Annotated in this window: 11 protein-coding genes and 1 pseudogene; 9 read left to right on the forward strand and 3 right to left on the reverse strand. The window is 74.1% G+C overall.

Translation table 11 applies throughout. From position 1 onward, the window contains the following. Positions 1 to 100: 100 nt before the first annotated feature. Positions 101 to 1861 (reverse strand): NAD+ synthase, encoded by a 1761-nt coding sequence (locus tag CO540_RS27540; RefSeq protein WP_099164187.1) that lies wholly within the window; start codon positions 1859 to 1861, stop codon positions 101 to 103. Positions 1862 to 2069: 208 nt separating this feature from the next. On the opposite strand from CO540_RS27540, the pseudogene glnA reads away from it, so the two are divergent. The 6 genes and pseudogenes from glnA (at position 2070) to CO540_RS27570 (ending at position 11761) form a co-directional block, all read left to right on the forward strand. Continuing rightward, a pseudogene (glnA, locus tag CO540_RS27545) lies at positions 2070 to 3418 on the forward strand (type I glutamate--ammonia ligase). Between the two features lie 82 nt (positions 3419 to 3500). Continuing rightward, positions 3501 to 3926 carry a DUF350 domain-containing protein gene (locus CO540_RS27550; RefSeq protein ID WP_091572853.1) on the forward strand — a complete coding sequence of 142 codons (426 nt, stop codon included), beginning with the start codon at positions 3501 to 3503 and terminating at the stop codon, positions 3924 to 3926. Between the two features lie 33 nt (positions 3927 to 3959). After that, positions 3960 to 4652 carry a YafY family protein gene (locus tag CO540_RS27555; protein WP_099164188.1) on the forward strand — a complete coding sequence of 231 codons (693 nt, stop codon included), beginning with the start codon at positions 3960 to 3962 and terminating at the stop codon, positions 4650 to 4652. A gap of 68 nt (positions 4653 to 4720) precedes the next feature. Further along, positions 4721 to 8077 (forward strand): NACHT domain-containing NTPase, encoded by a 3357-nt coding sequence (locus CO540_RS27560; protein ID WP_099164189.1) that lies wholly within the window; start codon positions 4721 to 4723, stop codon positions 8075 to 8077. Between the two features lie 93 nt (positions 8078 to 8170). Then, positions 8171 to 8542, forward strand: a complete 372-nt coding sequence (locus tag CO540_RS27565) for a VOC family protein (protein ID WP_099164190.1) — start codon at positions 8171 to 8173, stop codon at positions 8540 to 8542. Between the two features lie 201 nt (positions 8543 to 8743). Beyond that, complete coding sequence (locus CO540_RS27570; protein ID WP_099164191.1) at positions 8744 to 11761, forward strand: carbohydrate binding domain-containing protein; 3018 nt, start codon at positions 8744 to 8746, stop codon at positions 11759 to 11761. A gap of 111 nt (positions 11762 to 11872) precedes the next feature. Here CO540_RS27570 and CO540_RS27575 read toward each other — a convergent pair whose 3' ends face one another. Then, the gene (locus CO540_RS27575; RefSeq protein ID WP_099164192.1) at positions 11873 to 12346 is read right to left on the reverse strand and encodes a hypothetical protein; all 474 of its coding nucleotides are present in this window, start codon (positions 12344 to 12346) and stop codon (positions 11873 to 11875) included. A gap of 182 nt (positions 12347 to 12528) precedes the next feature. Here CO540_RS27575 and CO540_RS27580 point away from each other — a divergent pair, with 182 nt between their 5' ends. Beyond that, positions 12529 to 13443: a virginiamycin B lyase gene (locus CO540_RS27580; RefSeq protein WP_099164193.1), complete on the forward strand. Its 915-nt coding sequence runs from the start codon at positions 12529 to 12531 to the stop codon at positions 13441 to 13443. Here CO540_RS27580 and CO540_RS27585 read toward each other — a convergent pair. Next, a complete protein-coding gene (locus CO540_RS27585) occupies positions 13424 to 14353 on the reverse strand; it encodes an LD-carboxypeptidase (protein ID WP_099164194.1) in 930 nt (309 codons plus the stop codon). The genes CO540_RS27580 and CO540_RS27585 overlap by 20 nt on opposite strands. Positions 14354 to 14419: 66 nt before the next feature. Between CO540_RS27585 and CO540_RS27590 the strand changes: the two genes are divergently transcribed. Together CO540_RS27590 and CO540_RS27595 are read left to right on the forward strand one after the other, a co-directional pair. Next, entirely contained in the window at positions 14420 to 15187 is a 768-nt protein-coding gene (locus tag CO540_RS27590) for a type 1 glutamine amidotransferase (RefSeq protein ID WP_099164195.1), read from the forward strand. A 1-nt stretch (position 15188) separates the two neighbouring features. Continuing rightward, entirely contained in the window at positions 15189 to 18212 is a 3024-nt protein-coding gene (locus CO540_RS27595; protein ID WP_099164196.1) for a bifunctional [glutamine synthetase] adenylyltransferase/[glutamine synthetase]-adenylyl-L-tyrosine phosphorylase, read from the forward strand. Positions 18213 to 18240 lie beyond the last annotated feature (28 nt).

Raw genomic sequence — 18240 nt, forward strand, 5'->3', positions numbered from 1 at the left:
AGGCCGCGCGCGCGGTCCCCGGGTTCCCCGCGATCGTCGCACCGGGCGGCCGGTCGGGGGCAGGTCGGAGTGGAGGAATTCACTCCCGGCCGAGGCCCGCTCAGCCGTCCTCGCGCCAGCGGTTGGTGATCGGCAGTCGCCGGTCCCGCCCGAACGCCTTCATGGAGATCTTGGTGCCGGGCGCGGACTGCCGCCGCTTGTACTCGGCGGTATCCACCATCCGCAGCACCTTGTCCACCACCGCCGGGTCGTGGCCGGACTCGATCAGGCCGTCGCGGCCCAGGTCACCGTCGACGTAGCCGATCAGGATCGGGTCGAGCACGTCGTAGTCGGGCAGCGTGTCGCTGTCGAGCTGGCCGGGGCTCAGCTCGGCCGACGGCGGCTTGCCGATCGAGTTCTCCGGGATCGGCGGGGTCTCCCCGCGCCGGGCCGCGTCCGCGTTGCGCCACTTCGCCAGCCGCCAGACCAGCGTCTTCCACACGTCCTTGACCGGGTTGTAGCCGCCCACCGAATCGCCGTAGAGCGTCGAGTAGCCCACCGCCAGCTCGCTCTTGTTGCCGGTGGTGAGCACCAGGTGGCCCTCCTGGTTCGACAGCGCCATCAGGATCACGCCGCGCACCCGGGCCTGGAGGTTCTCCACCGCCACGCCGGACAGCGACATGTTGGCCAGGAACGTGTCCACCATCGGCTGGATCGGCTCGACGCGGTAGTCGAGGCCGGTCCGCTTGGCCAGGTCCTCGGCGTCGGTGCGGGAGTGCTCGGAGGAGTGCTGGCTGGGCATCGAGACGCCGACCACCCGCTGCGGGCCGAGCGCGTCCACCGCGAGGGCCGCCGCCACCGCCGAGTCGATGCCGCCGGAGAGGCCGAGCACCACCGAGGGGAAGCGGTTCTTGTCCACGTAGTCGCGCAGCCCCAGCACCAGCGCCTGCCACACCTCGGCCTCGTCGGCGACCGGCTCGATGATCCCGCCGATCGCCGCCTCACCGGTCGGCGCGGCCGGGATGCCGGAGACCTCGTGGCGGACCAGCCGCATCCCGTCGGCCAGGTCGGTGGCGCCGCCGGTCGCCTCCGGCGCGGCGGGCAGCTCCACGTCGTGCACCAGCAGGTGCTCGACGAACTGCGGCGCCCGGGCCAGCAGCGTGCCGTCGGCGGCCACGATCAGCGAGTCGCCGTCGTAGACCAGCTCGTCCTGGCCGCCGACCATGTTCACGTACGCGATCGCCGCGCCCGCCTCGGCGGCGCGCCGGCGCACCAGCGGCAGCCGCGCGTCGTCCTTGTTCAGCTCGTACGGCGAGCCGTTGATGCTCAGCACCAGCCCGACGCCGGCCTGCCGGGCCACCGCGAACGGGCCGCCGGCCTGCCACAGGTCCTCGCAGATGGTCAGCGCCACGTCGACCCCGCCGACGCGCACCACGGTCAGCGTGTCGCCGGGAACGAAGTAGCGGTCCTCGTCGAACACCCCGTAGTTGGGCAGGTGGTGCTTGAAGTAGGTGGCCACCACCTCGCCGCGGTGCAGCAGCGCCGCCGCGTTGCGGGCCCCCCGGCCCGGCTCGGCGTCGGAGCTGACCTGCGGCGGCCCGTCCGCGTCCAGGTAGCCGACCAGGACCGGCAGGTCGCCGAGGCCGTCGGCGGCCAGGTCGGCGGCGAGCCGGTGCAGCGCGGCCCGGGACGCGGCGACGAAGGACCGGCGGAAGACCAGGTCCTCGACCGGGTAGCCGGTCACCATCAGCTCGGGGAAGAGGGCCAGCTGGGCGCCGGAGTCGGCGGCCTTGCGGGTCCACGCGCGGACCCGCTCGGCGTTTCCGGTGAGGTCGCCGACCGTCGGGTTGACCTGGCACAGGGCGAGACGCAGGGTGGGCATGTCCCCATCTTCCCCCAGTCGTCCCGCCCCAGTCCCGCCGGTCGCGGGAGACGCGGGCCACCGCCCGCCCGGCGTCCCCCGGGGCGGGACACGGCAGGACGACCCGCCGGGGGAGGGCGTAACGTCGGCGTAACGAGGCCGGTGAAGACTGAGCGGTCAGCCGGGCCGGCCCGACCGGTGCAGGACGTACGTGTCACGAGGGGTGGATGTGGACCGTCAGCAGGAGTTCGTCCTCCGTACGCTGGAGGAGCGGGACATCCGTTTCGTCCGGCTGTGGTTCACCGACGTGCTCGGCACGCTGAAGAGCGTCTCGGTGGCCCCGGCGGAGCTGGAGGCGGCCTTCGAGGAGGGCATCGGCTTCGACGGCTCCGCCATCGAGGGCTTCGCCCGGGTCTTCGAGTCGGACATGGTGGCCATGCCCGACCCGACCACGTTCCAGGTGTTCCCGTTCGAGGGCGGGGTCAGCGGCGAGAGCGCGCGGATGTTCTGCGACATCCTGCTGCCCGACGGCAGCCCGTCCTGGGCCGACCCGCGTCACGTGCTGCGCCGGATGCTCTCCCGGGCGGCCGACAAGGGCTTCACCTTCTACACCCACCCCGAGATCGAGTTCTTCCTGCTGGAGAACGGCCCGCAGGACGGCTCGGTGCCCGTTCCGGTGGACACCGGCGGCTACTTCGAGCACACCACGCACGCCGTGGCGCGGGACTTCCGCCGCCAGGCCGTGCTGGCGCTGGAGCGGATCGGCATCTCGGTGGAGTTCAGCCACCACGAGGTCGCTCCGGGTCAGCAGGAGATCGACCTGCGCTACGCCGACGCGCTCACCACCGCCGACAACATCATGACGTTCCGGCACGTGGTGAAGGAGGTGGCGCTCTCCACGGGGGTGCAGGCCAGCTTCATGCCGAAGCCGTTCACCGACCAGCCGGGCAGCGGCATGCACACCCACCTGTCGCTGTTCGAGGGGGAGCGCAACGCGTTCCACGACGCCGGCGACCCGATGAAGCTGTCCAAGGTCGCCAAGTCGTTCATCGCCGGGCTGCTCACCCACGCCCGGGAATACACCGCGGTCACCAACCAGTGGGTCAACTCCTACAAGCGGCTGTTCCCGCAGGCCCTGCCCGACCGGATCACCGAGAGCCCGGCGTACGTCTGCTGGGGTCACCTGAACCGCTCCGCGCTGGTCCGGGTCCCGGCCTACGGCAAGCCGAACTCGGCCCGGGTCGAGGTGCGGTCGCTGGACTCGGCGACCAACCCCTACCTGGCGTTCGCGGTGATGCTCGGCGCCGGCCTCAAGGGCATCGAGGAGGGCTACGAGCTGCCCCGGGCGCCGAGGACGACGTCTGGTCGCTGAGCAGCGCCGAGCGCCGCGCCATGGGCTACGAGGCGCTGCCGGAGAACCTGTCCGAGGCGATCGACGTGATGGCCGGCTCCGAGCTGGTCGCCGAGGTGCTCGGCGAGCACGTCTTCGACTTCTTCCTGCGCAACAAGCGGGCCGAGTGGGAGCAGTACCGCCGCGAGGTCACCCCCTACGAGCGGCAGCACTACCTCTCGCTCTAGATCACCGTGGCGCGGTGCCGCTATCGTCTGCGGCACCGCCCGCGCACCCGCGCCGGGCGAACGGAGCCGGGGAGGGCGTTCGGTGCTGGGAGACCTGCTCAACGGGGCGTGGCAGAGCATCGTGTTCGGGGTCGTCGGGGTGGGCCTGATGGCCGCCGGGTTCCTGCTGGTCGACCTGCTCACGCCGGGCAAGCTGCGGGAGCTGATCTGGACGCGCCGCAACGGCAACGCGGCGCTGCTGCTCGCCGCCAACCAGCTCGGCATCGCCGGCATCGTGTTCACCGCCGTGCTGACCAGCTACAGCTCCTTCGCCAAAGGGCTGGCCTCCACGGTGATCTTCGGGCTGGTCGGCCTGCTGGTGATGGCGCTGGCGTTCCTGGTGCTGGACCTGCTCACCCCGGGCAAGCTCGGCGACGTCATCGCCGCCGACGAGCCGCACCCGGCGGCCCGGGTCAGCGCCGCCACCCACTTCGGCGCCGCGCTGATCGTCTGCGCCTGCATCGCCTGACGGTTGTCGGACCCGGGGCATAGCGTCCGGGACGTGAACCGCACCGACCGTCTCTACGCCCTGGTCGAGGAGCTGCGGGCGGTGTCGCCGCGCCCGCGCAGCGCGCGCTGGCTGGCCCACCGCTTCGAGGTCAGCACCCGCACCGTCGAGCGCGACATCAGCGCGTTGCAGGGCGCCGGGGTGCCGATCTGGGCCGAGCCGGGCCGCACCGGCGGCTACGTGGTCGACCGGGCGCGCACGCTGCCGCCGGTCAACCTGAACCCGGCCGAGGCGGTGGCGATGGCCGTCGCGCTGCACCGCCTCGGTGGCTCCCCGTTCGCCTCGGCGGCCGGGGCCGCGCTGCGCAAGCTGGTCGCGGTGATGCCGCCCGCCGCGGTGGCCGAGGCGCACCGGCTCGCCGGCCGGGTGCACCTGGTGGGCGAAGGGCCGGGCACCCCCGTCCCAGCCGCCGTCGCCGACGCGGTCGCCGCCGGGCGCGTGCTGCGCCTGCGGTACGCCGACCGCGACGGCGCCGACTCGGCGCGTGACGTGGAGCCGCTGGCCTACCTGGGCAACGCGACGCACTGGTACCTGGTCGCCTGGTGCCGGCTGCGCGACGGGCTGCGGTGTTTCCGCACCGACCGGATCCGTTCGGTGCACCCGCTGGCCGAGCCGGTGACCCGGGAACTGCGCCCCGACGACCTCGACCTCCCGGTCGACCGGGTCCGCCCGCTCACCCTGGTCTGAAACCCGACAGCGTTTCCGGTCCGGATGGGGGAGGCTGGCGGGTCTGCCGCCCCGGGGGAGGAACACGCGTGCCCGACACGCTCAGCTACGCCGACGCCGTACGCCTGTTGGGCGGGGAGAAGAGCAAGGTCGTCGACTGGTTCGACAAGCTGACCGGGGGAGTGCTGCTGGCCGCGTCGGTGCCGGTGCCGGCGCTGCTCGGCCTCTTCGACGCCAAGGCGGAGTTCGTCCGGCTCGGCCACGAAGTGGTACGGGTCGCGTCCGAGAAGCGCTCCGGGCTGTCCCGGTACGGGCGCACGCAGCGGTTGGAGGCCGCGCACGCGGTGATCGCGGTGACCGCGTTCTTCGAGGCGCTCGCCGAGGCGGACCTGCCCTTCGACTTCGCCGACCTGGAGCTGCGTCGGTCCGAGCAGCTGACCCTGGCAGGGGCGGGGTCGGAGAGCAGGCGGTCCGTCGCACGGGTCCTCTTCGAGATCCCGGCGCCGCTCCCCGCGCCCGAGGTGCCCTATGCGAGGCTGCGGGAATTGCTGCGGAACCACTACGTGCTTCTGGTCGGGCGGGTCGCGGACTTCGTCGACGGGCTGGCCGTGGGCGAACGGCTGACCGACGGGGAGAAGCAGTCGCTGCGGCAGGCGCTGGAGCGGATACCGGAGTTCGCGGTCGAGCGCCATCGTGATCTGCTCACCGCCTTGGCGGCGGATTTCCCGGAGGTCGCGTTCTGGGCCGGGCTGCACGAGCACGAGGCGACCCGCGGAGAGGTACGCCAGCTCGCGGTCGGGTTGGTCGAGCTGCGCGAGACGTTGGCGGCGATGGCCACCGGCGGCACGCCCAGCGACTGGCGGGAGGCGTTGGCCCGCTCGTACCGCGCACAGCTCGACCGGCCGATCATCAACTCGGGTGAGGTGCCGGACGGTCTCCGGGTCCCGGCGCTCGGCGTCGCGTACGTGCCGCCGTCGTACCGGGTGGCCGCACTGGGCGAGCAGTCGCGGCCGAGCGACGAGTCGTGGTGGGCGGTGCAGCCGGCCCGCGAGGATCTCGTCCAGTTCCTGATCGGGCATCTCACCTCCCCCCAGGCGGTTCACGCGCCGTTGCTGGTGCTGGGTCAGCCCGGTTCCGGCAAGTCCGTGCTGACCCGGGTCCTCGCGGCCCAGCTGCCGGCCCGTGACTTCCTGGTCGTCCGCGTGGTGCTGCGGGAGGTCCGGTTGGAGGCGGACCTTCAGGATCAGATCGAGCAGGCCGTGCGGGACGCCACCGGGGAGCGGTTGGCATGGCCCAAGCTGGCGCGGTCGGCCGGCGACGCCCTGCCGGTGGTGCTGCTGGACGGCTTCGACGAACTGCTCCAGGCCACCGGCGTGACCCAGACGGACTACCTGCTCAAGGTGGCCCAGTTCCAGCAGCGCGAGGTGGATCAGGGGCGACCGGTGGCGGTGCTGGTCACGAGCCGGACCAGTGTGGCCGACCGGGCGAAGCCACCGCCGGGGACCGTCGCGCTCCGGCTGGAGCCGTTCGACCCGGCACGGGTCGCCCGCTGGGTGACCACCTGGAACGCGGCCAACTCCGACGGTTTCGCGGTGCTCGGCGTGCCGCCGCTGGATCCGGCGGCCGTGCTGACCCACCGCGAGCTGGCCGGGCAGCCACTGCTGTTGCTCATGCTCGCTCTCTACGCCGCCGACGGCAACGACCTGCGGTCGGCCGGCACGCTCGGCCGGGGTGAGCTGTACGAGAAGCTGCTGCGTAGCTTCGCCCGGCGTGAGGTGGTCAAGCACCGGGAGGGGCTGTCCGAGCGGGAGTTGTCCCGCGCCACCGAGGCGGAGCTGCGCCGGCTGGCCGTGGTGGCCTTCGCGATGTTCAACCGGGGCGTGCAGTGGGTCACCGAGGAGGAGTTGGAGGCGGACCTCGGCGAGCTCGCGTTCCTGGCCGGCGGGGCGCCGCAGGCGCGCGCCGACGGCAGCCTCCGGGTGCCGTTGCGGGCCGCGGAGATCGTGCTGGGGCGCTTCTTCTTCGTCCACCGGACGCAGGCGCTGCGGGGGGACCAGCGGACGGAGACGTACGAGTTCCTGCATGCCACCTTCGGCGAGTTCCTGGTCGCCCGGACGACCGCGCTCGTGCTGGAGGAGTTGGCTGCACGGGAGGCGGCGACGACCATGTTGCGGAGCGCGTCGGTCGACGACGATCCACTGCACGCGCTGCTGTCGTTCGCGACCCTGACCGGGCGGGCGCCGGTCGTCGCGTTCCTCGTCGAGGCTCTCCGGTCGTCTCCGGGCGATCACGCGGCGGGCATCCTCGACGTGCTGCTGCGCCTGTTCCAGAGCGTGCACCACGGACGGCCCGGGCGGACGTTCGCCTCGTACCGGCCCCGGGCGCTGTCGGTGCCCGAACGGCACGCCGTCTACAGTGCGAACCTGCTTGTGCTGGCGCTCTGCGCGGTCGAGGAGCTGGCCGGCGGTCAGCTCTATCCGGCGGAGCCGGACGTCCGGGTGCCCTGGACGCGCCAGGCACTGCTCTGGCGCTCGCAGCTCGCCGAGGGCGAGTACCGGAGTCTGGTGAACGCCGTCGCGCTGGACCGGCGGGGCGACGGCCGGCGCCGGGAGATCGGCCTGAGCCTCGCTCCGGAGGGATGGAGACCGCCGGACGTGGACCTCGGGTGGACGTTCCCGCCCACCTCGTCGTCGGAGTCGAACTGGTTGCAGGTGGAGTCCGGGCCGGACGCCGCCTTCCTGCGTTCGGTGGCCAACTTCGAGTGTGGCGTCGCCGGTGACGCGGTCCAGCACGCGCTGGAGCCGCTGGTGGAGATGTTCCCACCGGGGTTCGCCTGGGTGGTACGTGGTGGCGACACGGGGCAACTGTCGGTGGGCCGCATGCTCGTGACGACGGTCCTGGGGATGCCGGGCCTCGGGCCCGCGGACCGGGCGGCACACTATCGCGTGGTCGCGTCGCTGGTGATCGCCTTCCACGGCTCGGACGAGCGGGACGAGGTCGACATGGCGGTGGTGCTGCTGGACCGGCTCGCCGCCGATCGCCTCGTGACCCGGGCCGCCGCGATCGCGGTGCTGAGCAGTCTCGAGTTCGTGCCGACGGCCGGGGACCGGGCCGCCGGCGCCTTCCTCCGCTGTTGCCTCGCGCTGATCGGCGCCGACGACCCGGAGACCCGTCAGGTCGCCCGCATCGTGGGGCGAACGTTGCACGCCGACCAGGGCTCGTGGAGCGCGTACACCGAGGAGTTGGCGGTGGAGGCGGTGGTCCGCCTCACCGAACTGGGGATCGACGAGTTCCACCTCAGCCCGGCGGAGGCCGACCGGCTCGCCCGGCTGTTCGCCGGACGCCGCCCGGATCTCGTCGATCGGATCCGACCGCTGGTGCTGGCTCCCGTGCCGCCACGACCGTCCACCGGACGGGCTTTGTCCGGCGGTGACGTGGCGGTGTGATTCCGAAACACCGACAGGACGGTGTCGCGGCGGCCGCTCAGGCTGACTTCTGACGACGCCGGCCGGACGGCCGGCGCGACGACAGGAGGCAGCATGTCCAGCACGCCCGTGACCTGGTTCGAGATCGGCTCCGACCGGCCGGACGAGGCGCAGCGGTTCTACGCCGAGATGTTCGGCTGGTCCTTCGAGGAGCAGGGCGGCCCGGGTGGGTCGTACCGGCAGACGGCGGCCGGCGGGAAGCCGGGGATCGGCGGCGCGATCCGGGGCACCGACTCCGCCGCCGACAACTACGCGATCTTCTACGCGCAGGTGACCGACGTGGCGGAGACCTGCCGCCGCGCCGAGTCGGCGGGTGGCACGGTGCTGGCGCAGCCGGTCACGACGCCGAGTGGGCTGACGCACGCCCGCCTGCGCGACCCGTCCGGCAACCTCCTCGGCGTCTTCACCCCGCCGGCCGCCGGCTGACCGCACCCTTGCTCCCGGCCGGTGGGCCAGCCGGGAGCAAGGTGTTGCGGTGGGTGCAAGTGGTTGCGCGCATCGTCGATTGTGAACCCCTGGTTTCCGGGGATCGAAGCTGGTAACTTCCTGGCACCACGCGTCGCAAGTTCTTGCAACGCCTTCATCCCCTTGCGCCCGTCGTGCGGGCGGGGGTGTCAGGAGAGCGCCATGAGGGGCACGACCACCACCACCCGCCGCCGGTGGGGAGCGCTCGCGCTCGCCGCCGGCGTGCTCGCCGCGCTGCTGCCGTTCACCGCCGCCGCGGCGGCGAACACCGTCACCGTCTACTACCAGCCACCGGCCGCCTGGGGCGCGTCGGTCAACATCCACTACGGCGTCGACGGGCAGGCCTGGACCGCCGTGCCCGGCGTACCGATGGACACCGCCTGCGCCGGGTGGCGTCGCCGGACCGTCGACCTCGGTGCGGCCACCGGCCTCCAGGTCGTCTTCACCAACGGCAGCGGCGTCTGGGACAACAACAACGGCGCCAACTACCGGCTCACCGCCGGCGCGGTGACCGTCGCCGCCGGGCGGATCGGCGCGGGCGATCCCTGCGCCACGCCCCCGCCGACATCCACGCCGACGCCGACACCGACCGGAAGCACCGGCGGCGGGAACACCGCCGAGGTCTGGTACCACCTCACCCCGCGCGGCTGGTCCACCGCGAACCTGCACTACCGGCCCACCGGCGGCACCTGGACCACCGCGCCGGGCGTGGCCATGGAGACGCGCTGCGCCGGTTGGGCCCGCCGGGTCGTCGACCTCGGCGCCGCCACCGGGCTCACCGCCGCGTTCAACGACAACGCCGGCACCTGGGACAACAACGGCGGCGCCGACTACACCCTCGGCGCCGGGCGCAGCATCGTCGACAACGGCCGGGTCACCGCCGGGGCCGCCGACCCGTGCGCGCCGGTCGTGCCGGACACCGGCCCGCCGTCCACGCCGGGTGGGCTCACCGCCGTCGCCGACGGGCTGGCGGTCACCCTGAGCTGGACCGCCGCGACCGACGACCGGGCCGTCACCGGCTACGAGCTGACCCGCACCGGGGGCGCGGGCACCGTCACGGTCACCAGCACCACCACCCGGTACGTCGCGTACGACCTGCGGCCCGCCACCACGTACACCTGGACGGTGCGGGCGCTCGACGCGGCCGGCAACCGGTCGGCGGCGAGCGCGCCGGCGTCCGCGACCACCGGCAACCCGCCGGCCGGCGGCGCGCCACTCGGCGGCGATCCGCGCGAGGACAGCATCTACTTCGTCATGACCGCGCGGTTCGCCGACGGCGACCCGGCCAACAACCGGGGCGGCAGCCAGCACGTCGCCTCGGGAAACGCGGCGAACGACGACCCGATGTTCCGGGGCGACTTCAAGGGGCTCGTCGACAAGCTCGACTACGTCAAGGCGCTCGGGTTCTCCGCCATCTGGATCACGCCGGTGGTGCTCAACCGCTCCGACTACGACTACCACGGCTACCACGGCTGGGACTTCTACCGGGTCGACCCGCGGCTGGAGAGCGCCGGCGCGTCCTACCAGGACCTGATCAACGCCGCGCACGCCAAGGGCATCAAGATCTTCCAGGACGTGGTCTACAACCACAGCTCCCGGTGGGGCGCCAAGGGTCTGTTCACGCCCACCGTCTACGGCACCCGCGACGACCAGTGGAAGTGGTATTACGACCAGCCGCAGGCCGGCCGGGCCTACGACCCGATGGTCGAGGCCACCGGCACCGACCCGGCGCTCACCCCGGCGCAGAACGCCAAGGCCAAGGGCCGACCGTACAACGGCGATCTCTGGTCGTCCGCCGCGCCCGCCGGCAACCAGTGCCTGAACTGGGGTACGCCGACCGGCGGGCGCAGCGCCGAGGGCTACACCCTCTACCAGTGCCAGTGGCCCACGCCGACCAGCAGGCTCTTCCCCGCCGACAGGTACCACCAGTGCTGGATCGGCAACTGGGAGGGCGAGGACGCGCGCAGCTGCTGGCTGCACGAGGACCTGGCCGACTTCAACACCGAGAACGCGCAGGTGCAGCGCTACCTGATCGACGCGTACAACCGGTTCATCGACATGGGGGTGGACGGCTTCCGGATCGACACCGCCGTGCACATCCCCCGGGTCACCTGGAACCGGCGCTTCCTGCCCGCCATCCAGCAGCACGCCGTGTCGAGGTTCGGCGAGAAGGGCCGGGACTTCTACGTCTTCGGCGAGGTCGCCGCGTTCGTCAACGACAAGTGGAACCGGGGCTCCGTCAACCACTCCGCCCAGTTCTTCACCTGGTCCGAGCGCAGGGAGTACAGCCCCGACGACGTGCGGGCCGCGATCGAGCAGTACGACTACGAGCAGCTGCTCGGCCCGTCCGGACAGCCCACCACCGACAACGCGTTCCTGCGCGGCAACGCGTACCACGCGCCGGACCACTCGAAGTTCTCCGGCATGAACGTGATCGACATGCGGATGCACATGAACTTCTCCGACGCCGGCAACGCGTTCGGCAACGGGAAGGACTCCGACGACAGCTACAACGACGCCACCTACAACGTGGTCTACGTCGACAGCCACGACTACGGGCCGAACAAGTCCTCCACCCGCTACGCCGGCGGCACCGACGCCTGGGCGGAGAACATGAGCCTGATGTGGACGTTCCGCGGCATCCCGACGCTCTACTACGGCTCCGAGATCGAGTTCCGCAAGGGCGCCCGGATCGACTGCGGACCGAGCTGCCCGCTCGACACCACCGGCCGGGCCTACTACGGCGACCATCTCGCCGGCAGCGTCACCGCCGCCGACTTCGGGGTGGTCGGCTCGGCCAGCGGGGCGGTCGCCACCACGCTCAGCCAACCGCTGGTGAAGCACGTGCAACGGCTCAACCTGATCCGGCGGGCCGTGCCGGCGCTGCAGAAGGGGCAGTACTCGACCGAGGGCGTCAGCGGCGCGATGGCGTACAAGCGGCGCTTCACCCAGGGTGCGGTGGACAGCTTCGCCCTGGTCACCGTGTCCGGCGGCGCCACGTTCAGCGGCGTGCCGAACGGCCGGTACACCGACGCGGTCACCGGCGACGTCCGCACCGTCACCGACGGCACGCTGACCGCCTCGGTCAGCGGCCGGGGCAACCTGCGGGTCTACGTGCTCGACCTGCCCGGCAACCCGGCCCCGGGGAAGGTCGGCGGGGACGGGCCGTACCTGCGCTGACGACGGCGTGGCGGGGTCCGGACGCGTCCGGACCCCGCCCTCGCCTGGGTGGCCCCGCCGGGGCCGGCCGGGAGGGAGGTGCGGCCGGCGAGGGGAGGCGGGGCCACCGGGTCACTCGCCGGGCCTGCCGTCCTGGCCGTGCCAGCCGCGGTGGCCCATGCCGCCCGGGCCCGGGAACACGCCGGCCTCGGCGGCCTTGAGCACCGCGTCGGCCTGCTCCTGGGTCAGCTTCCCGTCCTTGACGGCCTGGTCCAGCCGCTCCTTCAGGGCGGCCTGCCGGTCCTGCGTCGACGGCGGCTGCGGCCGCTCCGGCCGGTCGGCCTGGCGCTGCTCGCGCAGCTTCTCCAGCGCGGCGGTCACCTTGTCGGCCGGGACGCCCAGCTCCTTGGCGAGCGCGTCGGCGAACTCGGCCTGCCGGTCGGCGTGCCGCTGCTGGCGCTCGCCGTCGCGGTCGGCGCTCGTGCTGGCGCTCGGGGCGGGGCTCTTGTCGTCGGCGAGCGCCACCGTCGGGGCGGCGATCCCGACGCCGAGCACCCCGGCGGCGGCGAGGCCGACCAGCAGGCGCTTCCTCGTCGTGCGGATCATGCGGTTCTCCTGTTCGGTGGTGGTGCGATGACGTCACCGACAGTGACCGCCGGAGCTGGGGGCCACCCGTGGCGAACCTGTCAGCGAGCTGGCAATCGGGGCCACCGATCCGGACAAATGCGGTTGCGGGGCCGCCGGGGCGGCCGTGAGGCTGGGCGGAATCCCGACGGAAGGCATCCCTCATGACACAGCCCGTCATCCGCGAGGTCCCGCTCACCGGGCCGGGCTCCGGCCCGTACGCGATCACGGTCGGGCCGGACGGCGCGCTCTGGCTGACGCTGGCCGGTTCCGGCGGTGTCGCCCGGCTCGGCCTCGACGGCGAGGTGCGGACCTACCGCGCCGACCCGCCGGAGAGCCGGCCGCTGATCATCACCACCGGCCCGGACGGCGCGCTCTGGTACACCCGCTCCGGCGACCACCGGCTCGGCCGGACCACCGTCGACGGCGAGAGCGGCTCGGTCGCGCTACCGCCCGGCTGTTCCCCGTGCGGCCTGGTCGCCGGGCCGGACGGGGCGCTCTGGTACGCCGGCATGGGCGACGACACGGTCGGCCGGGTCACCGTCGACGGGGAGGTCGCCACGTTCCCGCTGCCGGTCACCAAGGCGTTCCCGTCGATGCTGGCCGTCGGGCCGGACGAGGCGCTCTGGCTGACGCTGAACCAGGCGAACGCGATCGCCCGGGTCGACCTCGACGGGTCGGTGGCGGTGCACCCGCTGCCCACGGACGCGGCCGGGCCGGTCGGCATCACCCGGGGCGGCGACGACGCGCTCTGGTTCGTCGAGATCGGCGCCGGGCAGCTCGGCCGGATCACCCCGGACGGGCGGATCGACGAGTTCCCGCTGCCGGACCGGACGTCCCGCCCGCACGCGATCGTCGCCGACCCGGCGGGCGGCTGCTGGTTCACCGAGTGGGCCGCGAACCGCATCGCCCACGTCGCCCCCGACGGCCACGTCACCGCCCACGACCTGCCGACGCCGAATTCCGAACCCCACGGCCTGACGGTCACCCCCGACGGCGCGGTCTGGGCCGCCCTGGAAACCGGCGCCGTCGCCCACCTCCCCCCGGGATCGACAGGGGTCAGCGGACGGCGGGGGTGACCGTCAGGGTGGCGGTGGTGGTGTCGAGGACGGCGGGGGTGCCCACCGGGACGGTGAGCTGGTTCGGGCCGTGACCGACGGGGAGGCCGCCGAGGACCGGGACGCCGAGGTCGCCGAGGCGGTCGGTGAGCACGTCCACCACCGTCGTGTCCCAGCCGTCGGCGCACTCGGTGAACTGGCCGACCGCCACCCCGGCGAGCCCGTCCAGGGCGCCGCATCGGCGCAGGTGGGTGAGCATCCGGTCGATCTTGTAGGGCGGCTCCTGCACCTCCTCGACCAGCAGGATCGCGCCGCGCAGGTCGGGCATGTCCGGGGTGCCGATCGACGCGGTGATCAGACACAGGTTCCCGCCCAGCAACCGGCCCTCGGCCCGGCCGGACACCCGCACCGGATACGTCTCCTCCGCCTCGACCGCCGCGACGGTCACCGGTTCGGTGCTGGTCAGCGCCGCGTGCAGCGACTCCGCCGAGCGGATCGGGGTGCGCTCGTCCCGCCAGGCGGCGCCCGGGCCGTGCACCCCGGCGAGCCGCGCGCCGCGCCAGAGCGCGAACTGCAGCGCGGTGATGTCGGAGAAGCCCGCCACCACCTTCGGGTCCCGGCGTACCGCGGCCATGTCGATCAGGTCGACCACCCGCTGCGCCCCGTAGCCGCCCCGGGTGCAGATCACCCCGCGGATCTCCGGGTCGGCGAACGCCGCGTTCAGGTCCGCGGCCCGCAGCGCGTCGTCGCCGGCCAGGTAACCCCGGCGGGCGTACGCGTTCGGCGCGGGCACCGGCCGCAGGCCCCAGCCGGTGAGCAGCTCGACGCCGCGGGCCACCCGCTCCGGGCGGGTCGGGCCGGACGGCGACACCAGCATCACCGCGTCGCCGGGACGCAGGGCCGGTGGGCGCAGGCAGTCGTCGGTGGGCACGACCGGGAGCCTAGTGCGGCCGAGCCGGACCGTCCGCCGCCGGGCGCACCGGCTAGCCTCGACGTCGTGGCGACCGCGCTGGTGATCGAGAACGACCCGACCGACGACCTCCGCCGCCTGGGGGAGTGGCTCACCGAAGGGGGCCTGGAGCTGCGCGTCGTGCGCCCGCACGCCGGCGACGCGCTCCCCGACGACCTGGAGGGATACGCCGCCCTGGTGGTCCTCGGCGGCGACCAGCAGGCCTACCCGCTGCCCGACGACAGCCCCGGCGCGGCCTGGTTCCCGGCGCTGGAGGGGCTGCTGCGCAAGGCGGTCCGCCGGCGGGTGCCCACGCTGGCCATCTGCCTGGGCGCGCAACTGCTCGCCACCGCGCACGCCGGCCGGGTCGAGCGCAGCCCGTCCGGGCCGGAGATCGGCCCCACCGTGGTGGGCCGGCGCGACGCCGCCGAGACCGACCCGCTGTTCCGCTACGTGCCGTTGATGCCCGACGTGCTCCAGTGGCACGCCGACGAGATCACCGAGCTGCCGCACGGCGCGACGCTGCTCGCCGCCTCCACCCGCTACCCGCACCAGGCGTTCCGCCTCGGCGACCGGGCCTGGGGCCTGCAGTTCCACATCGAGTGCGACACCGCGATGATCGCCGAGTGGTCCCGCGACTCGGCCACGCTGGCCGAGCTGGGCTACGACCCGGAGCTGGTGGTGGCCGCCTGCGACCGGGCGATGGCCGACGTCGAGGAGGCCTGGCAGCCGTTCGCGATCCGGTTCGCCGCGCTCGCCCTCGGCGAACTCGGCGACGACAGCACCCGCCGCAGCCTGCCGCTGCTCGGGGCGTGACGTGACCCGGCCGGCCCGCGGACGCCTGGCCCGCTACGGCTTCGCCGAGGGAGACGGCGCCACCCGCGCCGCCGACCTGCTCGGCCCGGACGGGCTCGACCTGTGGCGCCCGGAGGCACAGGAACCGGCCGACGAGCACGCCGCCGAGCTGCTCACCGCGCTGTCCCGGGCCGCCGACCCGGACCTGGCCCTGCGCCAGCTGCACCGGCTGGTCGAGTCGGAGCGGCGCGCCGGGGACGAGGTGGCGGTCCGCGACGCGCTGGCCGCCGACCCCGGTCTGCGCCGCCGGCTGGTCGCGGTGCTCGGCGCGTCCTCGGCGCTCGGCGACCATCTGGTGGCCAACCCGGGGCAGTGGGCCGTGCTGGCCACCGAGCCGGACGGTCTCGCCCCCACCGCCGACGGGCGGCTCGACCTGACCGTGGCGGCCCGGCTGACCACCGTCACCGGCGCGGTCCCGCTGCTGCGGCAGGCGTACCGGCTGGCGCTGCTGCGGATCGCGGCGGCCGACCTGACCGGCGGGCGGGGCCTGGAGCAGACCATGGCCGCGCTGTCCGGGCTGGCCGACGCCACCCTGGCCGCCGCCTACGACATCGCCGTCGACGAGCTGCCCGAGGGCACCCCCCGGCCCCGGCTGGCGGTGGTGGCGATGGGCAAGTGCGGGGGCGACGAGCTCAACTACGTCTCCGACGTCGACGTCATCTTCGTCGCCGCCGCCGACGACGACCTGTCCGCCGCCACCCAGGTCGCCACCCGGCTGATCCACGTCTGCGGGCTGGTCGCCTGGCCGGTCGACGCGGCGCTGCGCCCGGAGGGCAACCGGGGCCCGCTGGTCCGCACGCTCGCCAGCCACCTGGCCTACTACAAGCGTTGGGCCCGCACCTGGGAGTTCCAGGCGCTGCTCAAGGCCCGCCCGGCGGCCGGCGACCTGGACCTGGCCCGGGAGTGGATCGACGCGCTCGCCCCGCTGGTCTGGACCGCCGCCGAGCGGCCGGAGGCGGTCGAGGACGTCCGCGCCATGCGCCGCAAGATCCTCGACAACGTGCCGCCGAAGGAGCTGGAACGCGAGATCAAGCGCGGTCCGGGCGGGCTGCGCGACATCGAGTTCGCCGTCCAACTGCTCCAGCTCGTGCACGGCCGCGGCGACGAGTCGCTGCGGGTGCCCGGCACCGTCCCGGCGCTGCGCGCCCTGGTCGCCGGCGGCTACGTCGGCCGCGCCGACGGCGAGGCGCTGCTGCGCGGCTACCGCTTCCTGCGCGCCGTCGAGCACCGGCTCCAGCTGCAGGGCCTGCGCCGCACCCACACCGTGCCGACCGAACCGGCCGCGCTGCGCTGGCTCGCCGCCGCGCTCGGCTACGCGGCCACCCCGGGCCGCAGCGCCGTCGAGGAGTTCCGCGCCGAGTGGGTCACCCACGCCGCCGAGGTACGCCGGCTGCACGCCAAGCTGCTCTACCGGCCGCTGCTGGAATCCGTCGCCCGGGTGCCGGCCGAAGGGCTGCGCCTCACGCCCGAGGCGGCCCGGCACCGGCTGGAGGTGCTCGGCTTCGCCGACCCGGCCGGGGCGCTGCGGCACCTGCAGGCGCTCACCGGCGGGGTCAGCCGCACCGCCGCCATCCAGCGCACGCTGCTGCCGGTGCTGCTGGACGAGTTCGCCGACGCCCCGGAGCCGGACCGGGGGCTGCTCAACTACCGGCAGGTCTCCGACAAGCTCGGCAGCACCCCCTGGTACCTGCGCCTGCTGCGCGACTCCGGCCCGGTGGCGCGCCGGCTGGCCCGGGTGCTCTCCTCCTCCCGCTACGCCGCCGACCTGCTGGCCCGCGAGCCGGAGGCGCTGCGGCTGCTCGCCGAGGACACCGAGCTGACCCCGCGCCCCCGGGACACCCTGGTCGAAGGCTTCACCGCCGCGGCGGCCCGGCACGACGACCCGGTCGAGGCCACCCGGGCGGTCCGCGCGTTGCGCCGCCGCGAGCTGGTCCGGATCGCCTGCGCCGACGTGCTCAGCCGGGCCGGGTCGCTCGCCCCGCTCACCCCGCGCCCGGTCGGCGGCGGGGAACGCCGGCCCACAGTGGTCGACGTGACCGCGGTTGGCACCGCGCTGTCCCACGTCACCGACGCCACGCTGGCCGCCGCGCTGCGCGCCGCCCGGGCCGCCCAGCCCGGCCCGCCCGGCCTGCGCTTCGCGGTGATCGGCATGGGCCGGCTCGGCGGGTACGAGTCCAACTACCTCTCCGACGCCGACGTGCTCTTCGTCTACGACCCGCCGGCCGGGACGGAGGAGAGCGCGGCCAGCGCCGCCGCGCACGCGATCGCCGAGGAGCTGCGTCGGCTGCTCTCCGCGCCCGCCCCCGACCCGCCGCTCGGCATCGACGCCGACCTGCGTCCGGAGGGCCGGCAGGGCCCGCTGGTCCGCAGCCTGGCCGCCTACGCCCAGTACTACGCCCGGTGGTCGCGGGTGTGGGAGGCGCAGGCGTTGCTGCGGGCCCGCTTCGTCTGCGGCGACGCCGACCTGGGCGCGCAGTTCGAGGCGATGATCGACCCGGTGCGCTACCCGGCCGACGGGCTGACCCGCGAGCAGGTGGTGGAGATCCGCCGGATCAAGGCGCGGGTGGAGACCGAGCGCCTGCCCCGCGGCGCCGACCCGGCCACCCACACCAAGCTGGGCCGGGGCGGCCTCGCCGACGTCGAGTGGGCGGTGCAGCTGCTCCAGCTCCGGCACGCCGGCCGGCTGCCGGAGCTGCGCGTCACCCGTACCCTCGACGCCCTGGCCGCCGCCCGCGACGCCGGCCTGCTCGACGGCGGGGACGCAGCCGAGCTGGCCGCCGGCTGGACCCTCGCCGCGCAGGTCCGCGACGCGTTGATGCTGGTCCGGGGTCGGGCCGGCGACCAGCTGCCCCGGCACGGGGTGGAGCTGGCGGGCGTGGTGCGCCTGCTGGGTCACGAGGACCCGGGCGAGTTCCTCGACGAATACCTGCGCACCGGCCGCCACTCCCGCACCGTCGTCCAGCGCATCCTCGAAGCCCCGCTCTGAGCTCGGGCGGAAACCGCCCCGGGTGATG

The sequence above is a fragment of the Micromonospora sp. WMMA2032 genome (genome assembly GCF_002688545.1).
In the GTDB taxonomy this organism is placed as follows: domain Bacteria; phylum Actinomycetota; class Actinomycetes; order Mycobacteriales; family Micromonosporaceae; genus Micromonospora; species Micromonospora sediminicola.

Excerpts from the sequence above, each read along its gene's own strand:
- CO540_RS27540 (WP_099164187.1), bottom strand. The coding sequence starts at position 1,861 with ATGCCCACCCTGCGTCTCGCCCTGTGCCAGGTCAACCCGACGGTCGGC.
- CO540_RS27580 (WP_099164193.1), top strand. The coding sequence starts at position 12,529 with ATGACACAGCCCGTCATCCGCGAGGTCCCGCTCACCGGGCCGGGCTCC.
- CO540_RS27565 (WP_099164190.1), top strand. The coding sequence starts at position 8,171 with ATGTCCAGCACGCCCGTGACCTGGTTCGAGATCGGCTCCGACCGGCCG.
- CO540_RS27575 (WP_099164192.1), bottom strand. The coding sequence starts at position 12,346 with ATGATCCGCACGACGAGGAAGCGCCTGCTGGTCGGCCTCGCCGCCGCC.
- CO540_RS27570 (WP_099164191.1), top strand. The coding sequence starts at position 8,744 with ATGAGGGGCACGACCACCACCACCCGCCGCCGGTGGGGAGCGCTCGCG.